The 17,785-nt window shown below is 57.3% G+C and carries 19 protein-coding genes and 1 tRNA gene; 10 read left to right on the top strand and 10 right to left on the bottom strand.

From position 1 onward, the window contains the following. Positions 1-3 precede the first annotated feature (3 nt). The gene (locus EJA71_RS13060; RefSeq protein WP_158957430.1) at positions 4-360 is read right to left on the bottom strand and encodes a cytochrome c5 family protein; all 357 of its coding nucleotides are present in this window, start codon (positions 358-360) and stop codon (positions 4-6) included. A 351-nt stretch (positions 361-711) separates the two neighbouring features. On the opposite strand from EJA71_RS13060, the gene EJA71_RS13055 reads away from it, so the two are divergent. The 4 genes from EJA71_RS13055 (at position 712) to EJA71_RS13040 (ending at position 4,862) form a co-directional block, all read left to right on the top strand. Next, positions 712-2,337, top strand: coding sequence for an NADP-dependent glyceraldehyde-3-phosphate dehydrogenase (locus EJA71_RS13055; RefSeq protein WP_158957428.1), 1,626 nt, complete (start codon positions 712-714; stop codon positions 2,335-2,337). A 117-nt stretch (positions 2,338-2,454) separates the two neighbouring features. Then, positions 2,455-2,805, top strand: a complete 351-nt coding sequence (locus EJA71_RS13050) for a DUF3302 domain-containing protein (RefSeq protein WP_158957426.1) — start codon at positions 2,455-2,457, stop codon at positions 2,803-2,805. A gap of 2 nt (positions 2,806-2,807) precedes the next feature. Continuing rightward, entirely contained in the window at positions 2,808-3,767 is a 960-nt protein-coding gene (locus EJA71_RS13045; protein ID WP_158957424.1) for an HlyD family secretion protein, read from the top strand. Positions 3,768-3,821: 54 nt separating this feature from the next. Continuing rightward, the gene (locus tag EJA71_RS13040; RefSeq protein ID WP_178113689.1) at positions 3,822-4,862 is read left to right on the top strand and encodes an FUSC family protein; all 1,041 of its coding nucleotides are present in this window, start codon (positions 3,822-3,824) and stop codon (positions 4,860-4,862) included. Between the two features lie 3 nt (positions 4,863-4,865). On the opposite strand, the gene EJA71_RS13035 is transcribed toward EJA71_RS13040, so the two are convergent. Then, positions 4,866-5,759, bottom strand: a complete 894-nt coding sequence (locus EJA71_RS13035; RefSeq protein ID WP_158957422.1) for a DMT family transporter — start codon at positions 5,757-5,759, stop codon at positions 4,866-4,868. Positions 5,760-5,897: 138 nt separating this feature from the next. Here EJA71_RS13035 and EJA71_RS13030 point away from each other — a divergent pair, with 138 nt between their 5' ends. Beyond that, on the top strand, positions 5,898-6,335 hold the full coding sequence (locus EJA71_RS13030) for an Lrp/AsnC family transcriptional regulator (RefSeq protein ID WP_158957420.1): 438 nt from the start codon (positions 5,898-5,900) through the stop codon (positions 6,333-6,335). Between the two features lie 58 nt (positions 6,336-6,393). After that, complete coding sequence (locus EJA71_RS13025; RefSeq protein ID WP_158957418.1) at positions 6,394-6,723, top strand: YceK/YidQ family lipoprotein; 330 nt, start codon at positions 6,394-6,396, stop codon at positions 6,721-6,723. 43 nt (positions 6,724-6,766) lie between these two features. Here EJA71_RS13025 and EJA71_RS13020 read toward each other — a convergent pair whose 3' ends face one another. Beyond that, on the bottom strand, positions 6,767-8,122 hold the full coding sequence (locus EJA71_RS13020; protein WP_158957415.1) for a hypothetical protein: 1,356 nt from the start codon (positions 8,120-8,122) through the stop codon (positions 6,767-6,769). A 402-nt stretch (positions 8,123-8,524) separates the two neighbouring features. After that, complete coding sequence (locus tag EJA71_RS13015; protein WP_008081508.1) at positions 8,525-9,196, bottom strand: Bax inhibitor-1/YccA family protein; 672 nt, start codon at positions 9,194-9,196, stop codon at positions 8,525-8,527. 122 nt (positions 9,197-9,318) lie between these two features. Between EJA71_RS13015 and EJA71_RS13010 the strand changes: the two genes are divergently transcribed. Then, a tRNA-Ser gene (locus tag EJA71_RS13010) sits at positions 9,319-9,406 on the top strand. 266 nt (positions 9,407-9,672) lie between these two features. Here the strand turns inward: EJA71_RS13010 and EJA71_RS13005 are convergent. Beyond that, a complete protein-coding gene (locus EJA71_RS13005) occupies positions 9,673-10,563 on the bottom strand; it encodes a LysR family transcriptional regulator (protein ID WP_158957413.1) in 891 nt (296 codons plus the stop codon). Between the two features lie 123 nt (positions 10,564-10,686). Here EJA71_RS13005 and EJA71_RS13000 point away from each other — a divergent pair, with 123 nt between their 5' ends. Next, positions 10,687-11,787: an NADH:flavin oxidoreductase gene (locus EJA71_RS13000; protein ID WP_158957411.1), complete on the top strand. Its 1,101-nt coding sequence runs from the start codon at positions 10,687-10,689 to the stop codon at positions 11,785-11,787. Positions 11,788-11,999: 212 nt separating this feature from the next. On the opposite strand, the gene EJA71_RS12995 is transcribed toward EJA71_RS13000, so the two are convergent. The 3 genes from EJA71_RS12995 to EJA71_RS12985 are packed head-to-tail and all read right to left on the bottom strand — an operon-like array spanning position 12,000 to position 13,940. Next, entirely contained in the window at positions 12,000-12,455 is a 456-nt protein-coding gene (locus tag EJA71_RS12995; RefSeq protein ID WP_158957409.1) for a MaoC family dehydratase, read from the bottom strand. A gap of 16 nt (positions 12,456-12,471) precedes the next feature. Continuing rightward, positions 12,472-13,305 (bottom strand): 3-methyl-2-oxobutanoate hydroxymethyltransferase, encoded by an 834-nt coding sequence (panB, locus tag EJA71_RS12990; RefSeq protein WP_158957407.1) that lies wholly within the window; start codon positions 13,303-13,305, stop codon positions 12,472-12,474. A gap of 14 nt (positions 13,306-13,319) precedes the next feature. Beyond that, positions 13,320-13,940: a LysE family translocator gene (locus EJA71_RS12985; RefSeq protein WP_158957405.1), complete on the bottom strand. Its 621-nt coding sequence runs from the start codon at positions 13,938-13,940 to the stop codon at positions 13,320-13,322. A 131-nt stretch (positions 13,941-14,071) separates the two neighbouring features. On the opposite strand from EJA71_RS12985, the gene EJA71_RS12980 reads away from it, so the two are divergent. Next, positions 14,072-14,527: an Lrp/AsnC family transcriptional regulator gene (locus tag EJA71_RS12980; protein ID WP_158957403.1), complete on the top strand. Its 456-nt coding sequence runs from the start codon at positions 14,072-14,074 to the stop codon at positions 14,525-14,527. 145 nt (positions 14,528-14,672) lie between these two features. Here EJA71_RS12980 and EJA71_RS12975 read toward each other — a convergent pair whose 3' ends face one another. Next, a complete protein-coding gene (locus EJA71_RS12975; protein ID WP_158957401.1) occupies positions 14,673-15,185 on the bottom strand; it encodes an SRPBCC domain-containing protein in 513 nt (170 codons plus the stop codon). Positions 15,186-15,272: 87 nt separating this feature from the next. Here EJA71_RS12975 and EJA71_RS12970 point away from each other — a divergent pair, with 87 nt between their 5' ends. Continuing rightward, positions 15,273-16,181 (top strand): LysR family transcriptional regulator, encoded by a 909-nt coding sequence (locus EJA71_RS12970; RefSeq protein ID WP_158957394.1) that lies wholly within the window; start codon positions 15,273-15,275, stop codon positions 16,179-16,181. Positions 16,182-16,470: 289 nt separating this feature from the next. Here the strand turns inward: EJA71_RS12970 and EJA71_RS12965 are convergent, their stop codons facing one another. Next, positions 16,471-17,679 carry an MFS transporter gene (locus EJA71_RS12965; protein WP_158957392.1) on the bottom strand — a complete coding sequence of 403 codons (1,209 nt, stop codon included), beginning with the start codon at positions 17,677-17,679 and terminating at the stop codon, positions 16,471-16,473. Positions 17,680-17,785: the final 106 nt, after the last annotated feature.

The raw sequence follows: 17,785 nt of genomic DNA, 5'->3' as shown, positions 1-17,785 counted from the left end.
ACCTTATTGTGGGAGGGGCTTGTCGGCCATGAAGCCGATCAATTGCAGGAACTGTTCTTCCGAGCACTCGACGCACTGGCCCATCGGCGGCATGCCGTTGTAACCATTGATGGCGTGGTCGAGCAGCGTGTCGGTGCCCTGCTGGATGCGCGGTTCCCAGGCCTTGCGGTCGCCGGTCAGCGGTGCGTTCGCGGCGGGGTTGGCGTGGCAGAGTTGGCAGCTGTTGGCGTAGATCTGCGCCAGTGCCGGGTCTTTGGGCATGGCGTGGTGATCGGTGGTGGCCGGGGGTTTGGGGTCTTCGCCGCAGCCGAACAGCGTCAGCGATAACGCCAGTAATAATGTGAGTCGAATTGCCCGCATAACGGCCTCGCTTATTGTTGTCAGCACACCTTAAGGCAGGCGGGTCAGCGGGTTGAGGGCATTGCGGGACAGTGAGGGGGGCAAACGGGGCCAGGCAGGATTTACCTTGATCGTTCCCACGCTCCGCGTGGGAATGCAGCCCTGGACGCTCTGCGTCCGCTTGGAACGCGGAGCGTCCCTTGAGGCATTCCCACGCAGAGCGTGGGAACGATCATGCGTGGGTGCCCGCTCTGCTGTGCGGTTTCGCGTGACATTCGGGTGACATTTGCGGGTTTAAATTGCGGCGCATTCAGGCGTATAACCTGTACAGACTTTTTGATCTGCATGCGGACATCAACACGGGGTAGCGACATGACCACAGCAAACATCCTTGGCAACCTGTTCCCTTCTGTCAGCGACATCCCGGAAAAATACCGCCTCGACGGTCAAGTCGAGCAACGCGAATACCTCGTCGACGGCCAGTTGCGGCGCTGGGACGGCCCGCTCGCCACCGTGCGCAGCCCGGTTTATCTGCAGGGGGAAAACGGTGACGAACAAGTGATTCTCGGCAGCACGCCGCTGCTCGATGCCGACACCGCCCTCACCGCCCTCGACGCCGCCGTGCGCGCCTACGACCGTGGCCAGGGCCTGTGGCCGACCATGCGCGTAGCCGAACGCATTCAACACGTCGAAGCCTTCCTCGGGCGCATGCGCCAACAGCGCGATGCCGTGGTGAAGCTGCTGATGTGGGAAATCGGCAAGAACCTCAAGGACTCGGAAAAAGAATTCGACCGCACCTGCGATTACATCGTCGACACCATCAATGCGCTCAAGGAACTCGACCGCCGTTCCAGCCGTTTCGAGCTGGAACAAGACACCCTCGGCCAGATCCGCCGCGTGCCGCTCGGCGTCGCTTTGTGCATGGGCCCCTATAACTATCCGCTGAATGAAACCTTCACCACGCTGATTCCGGCGCTGATCATGGGCAACACCGTGGTGTTCAAACCGGCCAAACTTGGCGTGCTGCTGATCCGTCCGCTACTGGAAGCGTTCCGCGACAGCTTCCCGACCGGCGTGATCAACGTGATTTACGGCAGCGGCCGCGAAACCGTCAGCGCGCTGATGGCCAGCGGCAAGATCGACATCTTCGCCTTTATCGGCACCAACAAGGCCGCCAGCGACCTGAAGAAGCTCCACCCGAAACCGCACCGTTTGCGCGCCGCGTTGGGTCTGGACGCAAAAAACCCGGGCATCGTCTTGCCGGAAGTCGATCTGGACAATGCCGTCAGCGAGGCCGTGACCGGTTCGCTGTCGTTCAACGGCCAGCGCTGCACCGCGCTGAAAATCCTCTTCGTCCATGAAGATGTCGTCGACAGCTTCATCGAGAAATTCAACGCCAAACTGGCCACGCTGAAACCGGGCATGCCGTGGGACAGCGGTGTGTCGCTGACGCCGCTGCCGGAATCAGGCAAGGTCGATTATCTGCACGGACTGGTCGCGGATGCGCGCAGCAAAGGCGCCGAAGTGGTCAATCCGAACGGTGGCGAATCCCGCGAGTCGTTCTTCTACCCGGCAGTGCTGTACCCGGTGAATCCGCAGATGCGCGTGTATCAGGAAGAACAGTTCGGCCCGGTGGTGCCGATCGTGCCCTACCGTCATCTCGATACGGTGATCGATTACGTACTGGAGTCGGATTTCGGCCAGCAACTAAGCATCTTCGGCACCAACCCGGTGGCGGTCGGGCGTCTGGTCGATACCTTTGCCAACCAGGTCGGACGCATCAACCTCAACGCCCAATGCCAGCGCGGCCCGGACACCTACCCGTTCAACGGGCGCAAAAACTCCGCCGAGGGCACCTTGTCGGTGCACGATGCATTGCGCGTGTTCTCGATCCGTACGCTGGTAGCGACCAAGTTCCAGGACAGCAACAAGGATCTGATCAGCGAGATCATTCGCGGCCGCGATTCGAGTTTCCTGACCACCGATTACATCTTCTGAGCGGATTGGAAATAACCGCAGCAGAGGTGATCAGCTTCCAGTCTAAAGCCGTAAAGCCCCCGGCCATTCAGTGTCTACACTGATCCCAGCGCTGCGCTGGATGCCGGGAGGTGGATCATGCTTGATTACTTCGCGTTGGGTTTGTTGGTGTTTGTGGGGCTTGTGCTGTTTTACGGAATCATCGTGCTGCATGACATTCCGTACGAGATTGCCGTACACCGTAACCACCCGCATCAGGATGCGATCCATGCCACTGGCTGGGTCAGTCTGTTCACCTTGCATGCGCTGTGGCCGTTTCTGTGGATCTGGGCGATGGCTTATCGCGAAGATCGCGGCTGGGGCTTCGGTGACGGCAAACCTGTGCAGAACCATGTATTGCGTCTGGAGCAACAGGTCATCGAGCTGCAAGGTCGCATCGAGCGACTGGAAGCGCAGGCTTTATCTGCACCTGACAAGCAGGGGCGCTGAGCATGGATCTGCTGCTCATCCTCACTTATGCCGCGTTCTGCGTTGCCCTGTTCAAAATCTTCCGTATTCCTTTGAATAAATGGACGGTGCCCACAGCCGTTCTGGGTGGGGTGCTGATCATTGGCGCGCTGATTTTCACCATGAACTACAACCATCCCTATTCCGAAGTCGCGCGCTCCTATTTCGTTTCTGTACCGGTGATACCGATTGTCAGCGGCCAGGTGATCGAGGTGCCGGTACACGGTAACGAGCCGCTGGAAAAAGGCGATGTGCTGTTTCGCATCGATCCCACGCCGTTTGAAAACCGCATGAAATCCCTCAAGGCACAACTGGTCGCCGCCAAGGGTGATCGCTATCGCATCACCGAACTGATCCGGCGCAATTTCGGCACCCAGCGCGAACTGGATGCCGCCATTGCCCGCACCGATGACCTTCAGGCACAACTGGACAACGCGCAGTTCGAACTGGACAACACCACCGTACGCGCACCGAGCAAAGGCTTTGTCACCCATGTGTCGTTGCGACCGGGGATGATGGCGAGCAAGTTGCCGCTGCGTCCGTCGATGGTGTTCATTCCCGAAGAAGGCCAGTATTTTGCGGCGTGGATGCGCCAGAACAGCCTGTTGCGCCTGACCGTGGGCGATGAGGCGGAAGTGGCCTTCGATGGTATTCCCGGCAAAGTCTTTGCCGGACGAGTGAAGAGCGTTATTGGCGTGATTGCCGAAGGTCAGGTGCAGCCTTCCGGCACCTTGATCGGCTACACCGGTTCGCCCCCGGCGGGACGGGTGCCAGTGATCATTGAAATCACCGATCCCGATTTTGCTCAGTACGGCAAACTGATGCCGGGCGGCGCCTACGGGCAGGCAGCGCTCTACAGCCAACACTTCCACCACATCGGCGCGATGCGCAAAATCCTTCTGCGTATGGCAGCATGGATGAATTACATTTTTCCTTTCCATTGATCTGAACCTGAGAGGCCCGCACTGAGTACTCACAGCACCCATCGACTTCCGCCCTTGCTGCGCCGTGTCTTGCGCCCGCTGCTTGACCCTTATCGACGTTATCGCCACGCGCGGCTGATCCATGCGGTGCGGGTGGCGCTCGGATTGCTGGCGACGATCCTGCTGACCACCGGCATCAATCTGCCGCATGGCGAGTGGGCATCGGTGACCATGCTGGTGGTGATTGGCGGTTTGCAGCACCACGGCAACATCGGCAAGAAAGCCGCCGAACGCGCCACCGGCACCCTGATCGGTGCCGGTGTCGGGCTTTTGTTGGTGGCGCAGCAGGCTTGGCTTGGCATGCCCTGGCTGACTTACTTTGCGATGGCGGTGGTCTGCGGATTCTTTTCCTATCACGCCATCGGCAAGGGTGGTTACACCGCCCTGCTCTCGGCGATCACCGTGTTCATCGTCGCCGGGCATGGCGACAACCCGATCACCGATGGTTTGTGGCGCGGCGTCGACATCCTGATCGGCATCGCCCTGGCCTTGGCCTTCTCTTTCGCCTTGCCGCTGTATGCGGTCTATTCGTGGCGCTACAACCTCGCCGACGCCTTGCGTGACTGCGCCACGGTGTACGGACGGATCATCAGCGGTCAGCCTGTCAGCGCCGATGAGCACTTGAAGCTAATGAGCCGCCTCGGCGCGGTGATGGTGCAACTGCGTTCGCTGATGCCGTCGGTGTCCAAGGAAGTGAAGATTTCCATGACCGAACTGGACGCGATCCAGCGTAACTTGCGCATGTGCATCAGCACGCTGGAGATCCTCGGCAACACGCGACCGGATGCCAATGACCCAGAGGCCATGGCCCATTTGCAATCCGCGCTGAAAGCCGAGCACCGGCAGATTCGCGTGCAGTTGATCGGCATGGCCCGCGCCTTGAAAACCGGTGCAGTGCAACGCCTCGACCGGCCGCTCGATTTACCGGACGCCAGTCTCGATGCACCGGTATACAGCGCACTGGACGGCTACCGGTTGTTGACTCGACAACTGGCAGCGAATATCGCAGAGATGCGTCAACGTTTGGCGAAAACCTCGCCTCGCTGGAATATCTGAAGGTCACTGCGCGGCCAGTCGCCGCGCTTTGAAGCCCCAGCCCTGTTGCATCCCGGCAGCCGCCAGCAAAATCGCCGCCACACCCACCCACTGCAGGGTTTCCAGACGATGGCCGAAGGCGAACCAGTCGACGAAAATCGCTGCAATCGGGTAGATGAACGACAGTGCACCGGTCAACGCGGTCGGCAGTTTCTGGATCGCGCCGTACAGCAGCACGTACATCAAACCGGTGTGGACGATGCCCAGGGTGAGCAGGCTGGCCCAGGCACTTGGTGTTTGCGGCAATGCACTGAAGTGCGCGAACGGCGCCAGCAACAGGATGCCGGTGCACACCTGAATCAACGCGATCAGGTGCGGCGGTGTGCTAGTCAGGCGTTTGATGATCAACGCCGCGATCGCATACAGAAACGCTGCGCCCAAGGCCAGGGCAATGCCCAGCAGATAATCGTTGCCGCTCTCACCCTGCGTTCCATGAGCACTGACGATGGCCAACATGCCCAGGAAGGAAATCGCCAGCCAGAACAGTTTCTGCAAAGTGATTTTTTCGCCAAGAAACAACGCTGCCAATCCCACCAGCATGAACGGCTGCACGTTGTACACCGCGGTGCCGATGGCAATCGACGCCCGCGAATACGAGGCGAACAGCAACACCCAGTTGCCGACAATCGCCATCCCGCTGAGCACCGCGAGCAGAAACGTCGTGCGGGTCAGAATGCCCGGACGCAGAAATCCGAATGCCGCACAAATCAGCAATAAGGTGCCGGCGCCGAACACGCAGCGCCAGAACACCACGTCCAGCACCGGTTGCCCGGAGACCAGCACAAACCAGCCGATTGTCCCGGATATCAGCATGGCGGCGGTCATTTCAAACGAGCCGTGGCGCAGTGTCTTGTCCATCATTGATCTCCTGTCTTTGTGACAAAAGTATGCCGATCTGTCGCAGGGGCCTACCAGCGCTAAAAGCAGGCTAAACTCGGCTTCTGCCTTTTTTATCGAGGGTGATTTTCATGAATCGCCTAATACTGGAGATTTCTCATGACCGACGACATTGACCAGATTCTCATCGGCGCATTGATGGAGGATTCGCGGCGCTCGCTCAAGGCGCTGGCACAAATCAGCGGCTTGTCGTCGCCGAGTGTGGCCGAGCGTTTGCGCCGATTGGAGGAACGCGGTGTGCTCAAGGGTTACACGGTGGAGATCGATCCGAAGTTCTTTGGCTATCAGTTGCAGGCCATCGTCCGGGTTCGCCCGCTGCCGGGGCAACTGCAGGAAGTCGAGCGGCAGATCATGGCGATTCCCGAGTTCACCGAATGCGACAAGGTCACCGGCGAGGACTGCTTTATCGCTCGCTTGCATGTGCGCTCGATGGAACAGTTGGACACCCTGCTCGACCGCCTCAACACCCTGGCGGAGACCAATACCGCGATCGTCAAGAAGACCCCGGTCAAACGCCGTTTGCCACCCATGGCCTGAGTGCTTTTCTCGCAAGTTCGGCGTAGATTGAGGTTTTTCCGGCGAAGGATTGGCGGTAATGAGAATTCAGGTAATGGTGCTCGCGGCGCTGATGCTCGGCGGTTGCGGGACGGTACAGACCGTGGTGCGCAATGATCAGGTCGCGGTGGACAGCCTCAAGGAGCAGAAGAGTTACTGCGGGGCGGTGCCAAGAATCTACAGCGGCCTCGCCTACGACTTTTGCAGTCTGCATGCCCCTCTGGCCAAAGGCGTGGATGCCGACGATTACAAAAACGCCGCGATACCGGTGGTGTTGATCGACGCCGTAGTCTCCGGGGCGCTCGACACACTGTTGCTGCCCTACACCGTTTACAAACAACACACTGAAGGCAGCATCGTGATCAATTGAAAAAAGCCTGCGCACGCCGAAACGTGCGCAGGCTTTTTGCTTTTTACTCCAGCAGTTGCTGCAGGCTAGGGTCACGCATGACTTTCTGCATTGGCTGCGGCGTGGCGTTGTTGGTGGACTTGAGCATTTTCAGCTTCATGTCCGACGCTTTGCTGCAGGCATTCTTGCCGTCGGCGTAGATCCCGCTCATGTCGCACTTCCAGTCAAAGTAATTCACCAGTCCGCCCGACAATTGCAGGCTGTAGTCGGTGCTTTGCGCCCCCGGAGTAAAGGCATGGCCGGCCGGAATGTTCTGGAACCACTTCATCCACTCCGGTGTACCCGGCTGCGGGGCGTTTTTCTGGAACGTCGGGTTCATGATCGCCACTTGCGGCGTCTCGGCGGTGGCATGGCAGCTCAGGCAAGAGCTATTGGGGTTGTCCACCGGACCATTGAGGCGACCGTTCCAGCCCAAGTGCGTAGGCGGCAGTTCTTGGGTGTTGGCGTTGATCGCAGTTTGGTTCAGGCCGGTGTTGATCTTGGTCACCGTCGGCTGCGGATTGGTGTGGTCATTGCCGGTGTTTTGCGGATCATTGCCCCACATGATCCCCACCGGGACGAGATTGTCCCAGCCAGGCTTGCCGGTTTTCGCGCCGTTGTACTGAAAGGTGCCGAAGATCCAGCCAGTGTCGCTCATGCGCTTATCGCGCACAGCGATGTCCATCTGGATCAAAGCGACGTCCTTGACCTTGCGATTGGCCGACGTGAAGGTTTCGGTGATGTAGCCCTTCCACAACACCGGGTTAACCAGAAACGGCACGGTGCTGCGATCGATATCGGCGAACAGTGCTTTGCAGACCACCGTGCCGTCGGGGAAGCTGTTGGGTGCCGAGGTGAATTGAGGATCGGGGTTGTTCGGGTCTTTCCAGACCTCTCCGATGGTGAAGGCACCGATGTCGTTATAGATGCCCACGGCGTAGGTCTGGCCGGTGGCGGTCTGCGTGGCGGCCAGTTGCTTGACCTGGATCTGCGCCTCTTTGGTCAAGCCGTGAATCCCTTCACGTCCCAGCGGGCCGTAATGCTGCCACGGCATGTGATACCACTGCCGCAGCTTGTTCTTCTGCACATTCCAATCGACCTCGACGTTGCCCTCAAGGCAATAGGTCTTGACCTCCTCCATGTATGCGCGCCAGGTTTCAAAGTCGTTGCTCGGCTTGGTTGGCAGTTTCTTGAAAAACGCCGGTAGCGGTACTTGCGGCGCTTTGACCGGGTAATCCTGGCTCAACTGAAACAGTGGGCCGGAGTATTGACTGGAAGGCGGTTGATAGCCGAAGTCCGGATAGACGCCGGCGAGGGTCGACGCGCTGAACAGCGCAGTGGTGACGGCCAGTACAGCCAGTTTTCCTTGGGGCTGGTTCATCGATGATCTCCTTGATTGGGACAACGCCTGCTGATGCAGGACCTCCATTATTTTTCTGGTATCAGAGTCCCGGTCGTTCGCCGGGATATGCTCACGGTTGCATGGGTTTGACGTGGATCACCTCCTGGTTTTCACTGGACGAACGGATGCGGTCGCCCCCGACCTAAGGGTCAGGCGATCTAGAGCAAGGGAAGTGAATGCGAGGGACGAGGGATTGCACGAGAGGTACTGCTTACCGACTCCTGTCGATCAGGCTACTGCTCTTCCTTGATGATTAGGTGTAGGTGAATTCCACAAAGACGCCACTATTTTCAGATCATTTTGTCGGTAAAAGGCCACTACGCTTTTCGCCAGACAACAAAAAACCCGCCGTAGCGGGTTTTTTGTTGAAACGCGGGACTATCAGTCGTCGCGGCTCATGATGCCGAAGATCTGCAACAAGCTGATGAACAGGTTGTAGATCGATACATACAGGCTGATGGTCGCCATGATGTAGTTACGCTCGCCACCGTGGATGATGGCGCTGGTCTGGAACAGGATGCACACCGACGAGAACAGCACGAAACCTGCGCTGATCGCCAGTTGCAGGCCGCTGATCTGGAAGAAGAAGCTCGCCAGCGTTGCACCCAGCAGGACGAAGAAACCGGCGGTGATGAAACCACCGAGGAAGCTCATGTCCTTGCGGGTAATCAGCACGTAAGCCGACAGACCACCGAACACCAGCGCGGTCATGGCGAATGCCGAACTGACGACTTCAGCGCCGCCCTGCATGCCCAGGTAACGGTTGAGGATCGGGCCGAGCAGGAAACCCATGAAACCGGTCAGCGCGAACGCGGACACCAGGCCCCACGCGGAATCACGGAGTTTGTTGGTGAGGAAGAACAGCCCGTAGAAGCCGATCAGCACGACGAAAATGTTCGGATAGCCGACGCGCATCTGCTGAGCCACGAAAGCCATCACGCCGCTGAATGCGAGGGTCAGAGCCAGTAGGCCGTAAGTGTTGCGCAGGACGCGGCTAACCTCTAGCTGCTCAGCCTGCACGCTGTTATTAACTGCGTAATCCTGTTCGCGCATGGCGACACTCCTGTTGGTTTGAAACGTTCAGTCGCAAAGATCATAACAGACGCTCTGTAACAAGCCATGCAGAGAGTTTGACAGTGTGTTTCATTCAGGTATTATGGCGCCCGCAACGCAACGGAGGTGTGGCCGAGTGGTTTAAGGCAACGGTCTTGAAAACCGTCGACTGTAACAGGTCCATGAGTTCGAATCCCATCGCCTCCGCCATATTTTGTACCGACAAAGCCCTGATTATTCAGGGCTTTGTCGTTTCTGGCGTTTAGGAATTGGCTCCTCTCACTGTGTGTCATTTCCGCATCTTTTCGACCATTTCCGCAGCCCTGTCGTTCTTACACCGTTACGTTCACGTGAATCAAATTAAACCAAGCACTGCGCGTTGGTTGCATTGACTGCGGTCCTTGAGCAGCTTTCGGCTAAAAGGGGTCAATCGTGACCTTCAGCTATTGGCCACAAGCGGACATTCAAGACAGCGGTTAGACGCTCTGAATCCGCGAAGTCATATCAGCTTCGAGCATCTGCAGGAAAACTTTCACCCTGGCAGGAACATACTGGCGGGTCGGGGTGACGGCCCAGACAGACAACTGTTCCATGCTCCCGTCAGTCAACTGGATTTCCTCCAGAGAACCGTCTCGCAATTGGGGCAGAACGTCCCAGTACGTCAGCATCGCAACGCCCAGGCCTTCAATTGCAGCATCGCGTACGGCGCCAACGCTACTGATCATCACCCGCCCCTGTACTCGCCGCCGATCGATCTCGCCGTTCACCACAAAAGGCCATTTCGGTACAGCTTGAAGAACAATGCACGGGTGCTGATCAAGCTCCGCTACGGTGGAGGGCGTGCCGTGCTCTCGCAGATAATGGGGGGCCGCACAGAGAACGCGGGGATTGGGTGCGATACGCCTGGCAACCAGTTCGGAATCGGCCAGAGGTGCAACGCGCAGCGCGAGGTCAAATCCGCGCCCCACCAGATCGACTACTGTATCGGAAACGTCGAGTTCCACCTGTAGATCAGGGTATCGCTGCAGCAGTTTCGGCAGCATGGGCAAGACGATGGATTGACCGAAAACACTGGGTGCCGTCATCCGCAGCACCCCTGTCACCCGGCTCGACGAAGGCTGTAACTCCCGCAGCGCACTCTCCTCGGCCTCGATCATGGTATGGGCATAGGGCAGGAATGCTTCCCCCTCGGCAGTGAGCGACACTGCCCTGGTGGTGCGTTGAAGCAGCCGCACACCTAATTCCTGCTCAAGCGCACTGATCCGCCGTGACACCTGCATGGGCATCACATCCATTCTGCGCGCCGCATCCGAAAGGCTGCGCGCAGTCGCGACTGCAAGAAAAATGCGCAGGTCAGTTGTCAGCATGATTACATCCTTTTTCGTTATGCCGGCTTCACGCAAAGCTGGCTTGGTCGAGCCCAAGCACCGCCGTACTATCCACGACAGCAGGCAATTACGCCCTGGTACGCTTAGAAACGAGGTGCAGCCATGAACCACTCGACCCCATCGATTTTAACGCCATACGATATCAAGAATCTCACCCTCCGCAATCGCTTGGCGGTCGCTCCCATGACTCGCGTCAGCGCCACGCAAACCGGCGTGGTGACCGACACAATGGCGCGCTATTACGAACGCTTTGCCGAAGGCGGGTTTGGATTAGTCATTACCGAAGGGATCTACACTGACCAACGCTTTTCCCAAGGCTACCCCTTCCAGCCGGGCCTGACGGACGCGGAACAAACCCTCGCATGGAGAACGATCACAGACCGAGTCCACGCTCAAGAAACGGCTATTTTCGCGCAACTCATGCATGCCGGGGCGCTGAGCCAGGGAAATCGCTTCACCCAGCAAACCGCCGCGCCGTCGGCGACTCGTCCCAAAGGCGAGCAAATGCGGTTCTACTATGGAGAAGGCAAGTATCCGGTGCCCACTGCGATGACGGACGAAAACATCGCCGATGCCATTGCTGGCTTCGCTCAGGCTGCGAAGCGTTCAGTGCTGGATGCGGGCTTCGATGGTGTCGAGATACATGGAGCGAATGGTTACTTGCTTGACCAATTCCTCACCGATTACACCAATCACCGCAATGACCGCTGGGGTGGCAACACGCAACAACGCATCGGGTTGATTCTGGAAGTCATCAAAGCCGTCCGGGAAACCTTGGGGGCTGTTCCCGTCGGCGTTCGGATATCTCAAGGCAAGGTCAATGATTTCGGGCACAAGTGGTCGAACGGCGAACACGATGCCGAAGTCATTTTTGGCTCCCTCAAGGACGCCGGGGTCGACTACATCCATGTGACCGAATACGAGGTGTGGCAACCTGCTTTTCTCAGCAGCACAGAAAGCCTGGTTGCGTTGGCACGTCGTCATGCGCCCGGGGTCGTGTTGATTGCAAACGGCGGCCTGCATGACGAGGAACACTTCGACGCCGTGCGGGCCGATGGGGCAGATATCCTGGCTATCGGAAAGGCAGCGCTGGCAAACCCAGACTACCCCAACCGCCTTGCCACCCGCCGTCCTCTGGTAGCGTTTGACGCGTCGATTTTAGGCCCTATTGCGAATATCAAGGAAAGTGAGCTGGCCATGTAAGTCAACTGACGGCTACTTAAGGCTGCCTCCTGACAACTCGCTTGCGGTCGATTTCAGCCAGTTACGAAAGGCAGCCATGGGCCGGAATCGGACGTTCGTGAGCGGCCACTATTTGCCAAAAGCGGTCATGTGCGATTCATAAAAGTGCCCATTAAAGGGGGAATCATTTAGCAGGTCTTTGATTGATTGCACCGATCAGACGGCCCCACTACCTAGATCTCATCAACCATCATTGATGCGAGTAGTTTTCTCTCGGCGTCATTGGGAATTAGCCCTGTCGTCTCCGCGAGCAAGACAGCCAGGCCGCAACTGTTGGTCACGATTACCTCGGCTTGAGCCCGATTGCCCTCATCGATCGCCATAATTTTCCACACGCAGGTAAGCTCATCCCCGATATAAACGGGGCGCTTGAAGCGCAAATTCATGGAGGTAGCCAACCACCCCAACTGCCCTCCGATCTCTGTGATCAATGTCGCCGTCAGCAAGCCATGAGCGATGACACCATCAAAGCCTTTGGCCTCTGCATACATCGCATCGGAATGCACTGGGTTGTGATCGCGCGATAGCGCTTCAAACTGGGCGATGTCTGCGTCCGAAAAAGTGCGTTTGATTTCAAAAGTGTCACCTTCCTCGAGGCCTTCTATCGCCTTCTGGCGCAGTGTGCTCATTGCGATCTCCGATGCTCTAAAAAGTATGTTCTGGCCCAGGGAATGAGCCCGATTCGACATCTTTAGCGAAGGCTTGAGCAGCGTCACTCATCACCTTTCTCATATCCGCATACTGCTTGACGAATCGCGGCAACTGACCATCCCTTAGCCCTGCCATGTCCTGCCAGACAAGCACCTGTGCATCGCAGCCATTCCCGGCACCAATTCCTACGGTAGGGATGGAGACTGTCTCGGTGATCCTCGTTGCTACATCGCCTGGCACCATCTCTATCAGCAGGCCAAACGCCCCAGCACGCTCGAAGGCAACGCTCAAGTCAATCAACCGCTGCGCGTCTTCGCCTTTGCCCTGGATGCGGTATCCGCCCAGCTGATGTTCTGCCTGTGGGGTAAAACCGATATGGGCCATAACTGGTATGCCAGCGGCTACCAACATCTCTACCTGCGCAAGCATCTCGATCCCTCCTTCGAGCTTTACCGCATGAGCGCCGCCTTCCTTCATGAAGCGCACTGCGGTATGGAAGCATTGCTCAGGCGATCCCTGATAAGAGCCAAAGGGCAAATCGGCAATGACCAACGCCCGTTCGGTAGCACTCGAAACCGCTCTGACAAGAGGAAGCATCTCGTCAACTGTTATTGCCAACGTCGAGTTATGTCCAAACACGTTGTTGGCAGCGGAATCGCCTACGAGCAGCACTGGAATTCCTGCCGCCTCAAACACCGACGCTGCGTACATGTCATAAGCCGTCAACATGGCCCATTTCTGACCCTGTACCTTCATGTCCTGTAAATGTGGAATTCGTACCCTACCGCGACGCGGGCTGTTATAGGGGGCAATATTTTGATCAGACATTTCGCTTCCTCAATTCAAATGGCCAGCCGCTCGGCAGCTAGAACCACAGCGATTACGATCATGGCGGCTCCCGATATCCGACTCACATTGATTGCCGCTGCTGGTCGTGAAGCAAGCACCGCACCAGCGCCATAGCCGACCGCGAGATAGACGACACCGCAACTGACACCATGAATCAGACCTAGAGCGACAATCTGAGCCCCTACTGGCCATGCGGCTGACGCATCAGTGAACTGAGGTAGCAGCGCCAGGAACAACAATAGGACTTTCGGGTTGAGACCGCTGACGCATAGTCCCTTTATCGCCCAGGCCATCCCGGCACCTTCATCGCGGGATGCTCCTTGAGCCGGCAGCGAAGGCTTGAACAACATGTTAAGGCCGAGCCATAAGAGATAAGCGGCCCCCATCAGCGTTAACGTCAGCAATGCATAGGGAATTTTGACCAGCACTCCCCCCACACCTGCGGCGACGATCAGCGTGGCCACAAGATGGCCGGAAACCATGCCGACTACGGCGGGTAAGACGCGGCCTCGCAAACCTGCCGATATCGCGTAGGCCCAGTCGACCCCGGGCGTGATAACAAACAAAAATGATACGGCCCAAAACGCCATAATCAGAGAAACAGTCACGATCAAATCCTTCCTCTTCCATCAATTCAAAGCGCCGCGTGGCCCTGAAAAACCGTGGTAGAAGGATAATGAAAGCGAGGTGGTATTATCTTTCGAAGATACCTGTCGAAGCTCGCCAAATTAGAAGGTTTTACCTAATGGATCGCATGGACAAGAAGATTCTTGCGCAACTGCAGCAAGATGGTCGTCAGTCACTGACGGAGCTGGCCGACCGCGTAGGTCTCAGTTTGTCTCCATGCCATCGACGCGTTCGGGCGATGGAAGATCTGGGAGTGATCAAGGGTTATCGAGCTCAACTATCCGCAACTGAGTTGGGACTCAATTTCTCGTCCCTGATATTCGTGACGCTTAGAGAGGGACACCAAAAAGCAGTAACTGATTTTGAAGATGCTTTACCGCGAATTCCTTACATCGTCCAAGCTCAGAGACTTTTCGGCGATCCTGATTACCTGCTGATGGTGGTGACAGCAGATCTTCCTGCATTTCAAAAACTCTACGATGAGGAACTGTCGAGGTTACCCAACGTACAGCGTCTGACATCGACGTTGGTGATGAAGCACGTGATCATTGATCGTCCGCTGCCGTTGGAATGAAGTTCAAATATTGCGGATAACGTAGGGAAGCCGTCAGGCTTTTGTCGAATCGCCCCAAAGCTGAGATACGGATGCCTTGGGGCCGCACTTGGAATGCCTGATCTGACCGCCTCTGAAGCCCACGGCTAAAGACTCAATTCAGAGGTTACATGCCGGGAGACAAGCGTGCCGCGCCCACCAAGCCGTCCAGCCAGTCCTGGTGACCGTTGATCATCGGATTGGGTTTGGCCTTGGCGAGATCCTCCGCTGGTTTACCCTTCTGTGTTTCCTGAGTCAGGATGCGCACTCGTCCACCAGAGAGGTCTTCAATCAGCCAGGCATGGTGAACGTCCAGCCGAGAATCACCCTCACCCGACCATCCATGCCACGCAATTCGTCCTGGAGAGGTTGGGGTTGGCGGCACGTACTCATTGCATAAAGCTTCGACCGGAAAGCCGAACGTTTCAAAGTAGAAAGATACCCCGTCTTGCAGATCCGGCCCGATGTGATCATGAAACTGAATGTTTGCCGAGTTGGCGTAGTACGAGGGCCATCTCTGCGCCTGGCTGAGCAGAGGCCATACCTGTGCGGCACTCAATCCCGCGATGATGACCTCGTTAGAGACAAAGTTTTCGGTAAAACCTGGCAGGTAGCCCTCAGGCCAAATGATCTGGTTCATGGTAATGCAGCGCTCAGTTGATGAATTGAGACCATGATGGGTGTAGGCTAGAAATAAGACCAATCGCTATATTTTATTCTGCGCATAATGAATCCTTATATCAGAACTCTCGATCTCAACCTGCTTAAAGCACTGGATGCGTTGCTTGACGAACGTAGTGTTACGCGAGCCGCTAATCGACTATCGCTCACCCAGCCTGCTGTGAGCGGCATGCTTAACAGGCTCCGAGAAAGCTTCGCCGATCCGCTGTTCGTGCGCGCCCAACGCGGCATCGTGCCAACGTTGCGCGCTGAGCAACTTGCAACACCGGTTAAGAAATTGCTGGCAGATATTGAAGGCATGCTTCAGCCGCAAAGCTTTGATCCGTTGACGGCGAGCATGACGATAAGGATTGCTTCAACCGACTATGCATTGCGTGCCGTGGTCGTATCGTTTCTCAGCGCGCTAAGGATACAAGCGCCGAACATCCGCGTTAGTGTCCAGCCCGTGGATCATCAAGAGCTTCAAAATCAGCTGGATCGAGGTGAGATCGATCTCGCATTGGTTACCCCTGAAGCGGTAACACCAGGATTGCATGCGATGGCACTCTTTGATGAAAGCTATGTATGCGTGATGCGCGCTGATCACCCGGATGCGCTGAATGGCAAGCTTTCACTGGATCGATTCTGCGCATTGGATCACGCCTTGGTTTCCCCGGCAGGGGGCGGTTTTCATGGAGTGACGGATGATGCGCTGGAAAAACTTGGAAGATCACGCCGAGTGACAGTGTCGGTGACCAGCTTTCTGGTACTTCCAGAGATTCTAATGTACAGCGACATAATCGCTGTCGTGCCGCGTCGATTGGCAGTGAACAACATCGGGCTCACATCAGTAAAGCCGCCTGTTGAAATTCCAGGCTTCAGAAAAATCCTGGTCTGGCATGAACGAACTCAGCGAGACGCAGGCCATCGCTGGGTGCGTTCACTTATCGTTGAAACACTACGGACACTCGATTGAAGCAAACGGGTGGCCAAACATGCGAAGTCGTCGTGGCAACTGCGGTTTAGAGACCCGTCCCGTTTTGTCAAAAACCCAAGCTCGGTGACCATAACCAGCTCAGTTTCCAGACCGTCTGTGACGGAGTCGTCCTTGGGCTCGTGGGGCACCCTCGAGTTATTGTCTGCTACTGATAGCCGCCCCTTGCGAGCGACAGCAATGGGTAGACAACGACCACATACCAATAGCTGCTTATGGCCGTAAGCAGTCGTTCGTGACGAATGTCCATTGGCCATAAGCTGGAATGTCATCAAGCCGTCACGTTCGACTCGACAAGATGAACCTCACTGGCACTGCGCCCCGCCAGCCACGCGAGCAAAGACGCAGCCACCAACACCGCCGCGCTGAGCTCGAATGTCGCCTTGTAACCGCTCAAATCAAATGCCAGACCACCCACGATTGCGCCGCCTGCGATAGCCAGCTGGACAATGGCGACGAGCATGCCGCCACCAGCTTCAGCATCGTCGGGCAGAGTTTGCGCCAGCCACGTCCACCATCCGACCGGAGCAGCCGTCGCGACCAGTCCCCACAGCCCGAGCAGCACGGCAGTCAGCAGCGGCGACGCGCCAAAGTTGACTAACGCGAGCGCTATCACCGCCATGATCAGAGGGATGATGGTCAGCGTGCGATAGAGGCCGTTGCCCATAAAGCGCTCGATCAGAAAGGTGCCGATAAAACCGGCAAGTCCCAGCCCCAGCAGCATGAACGACAGTGTTGAAACGCTGACGCCCGTGACGCCCTCAAGAAACGGGCGCAGGTAGGTGAACAGCATGAACTGGCCCATGAAAAACGCGCTGACGGCGATCATTCCCAACGCGATCGGCAAACGCTTCATCAGCTGCAAGGCGTTGCCGCTGCGCGCTGGGCGTTCGTCCTTGAAGGACGGAAGACTGATCATCAGCCAAACGGCTGCTAACGCGGCGACTGGAACCACGCAGAAAAACGCGCCGCGCCAGCCTATCAACGAGCCCAGAAAGGCCCCGGCTGGAGCGGCGATGACCGTGGCGAGCGCATTACCGCCGTTGACCAGGGCCAACGCTCGGGGGACTTGATCACTCGGCACCAGGCGCATGGCGGTCGCCGCCGACAGTGACCAGAAACCACCGATCGCGATGCCGATCAAAGCACGTCCGACCATGAATGAAGGGTAGCCCGGCGCGAGGGCGACGACTGTGCCTGACACGATCATCAGCAAGGTCAGAGACAGCAGTAGTTTCTTGCGTTCGACGCGCGCGGCAATCGATGCAATCACCAGGCTGGTGATCAATGCAAAGGCACCGGACACGGAAATGCCCTGCCCTGCCTGGCCCTCGGTGATGTGCAGATCGGCCGCGATGGGCGTCAGCAGACTGACGGGCATGAATTCGGAGGCGACCAAAGCGAATGCGGCCAACGACATGGCCAGCACCGCGCTCCAGCCGCGTTTTTCTGAAGAAAGGTCTGTAGATGAAACAGTCATGGAAATTACCTGTGATGCGAAAGCGTGGGGGCGTGATGCGCAGGGGCTTGGGCAACTTGTCGTCTTGCCGGCACTGCCCCTGTAACAGATAGACACATTCTCCCGG

The organism is Pseudomonas sp. PB106, assembly GCF_009764645.1.
GTDB lineage: Bacteria > Pseudomonadota > Gammaproteobacteria > Pseudomonadales > Pseudomonadaceae > Aquipseudomonas.
This window is presented reverse-complemented; position numbering and strand designations above follow the sequence as displayed.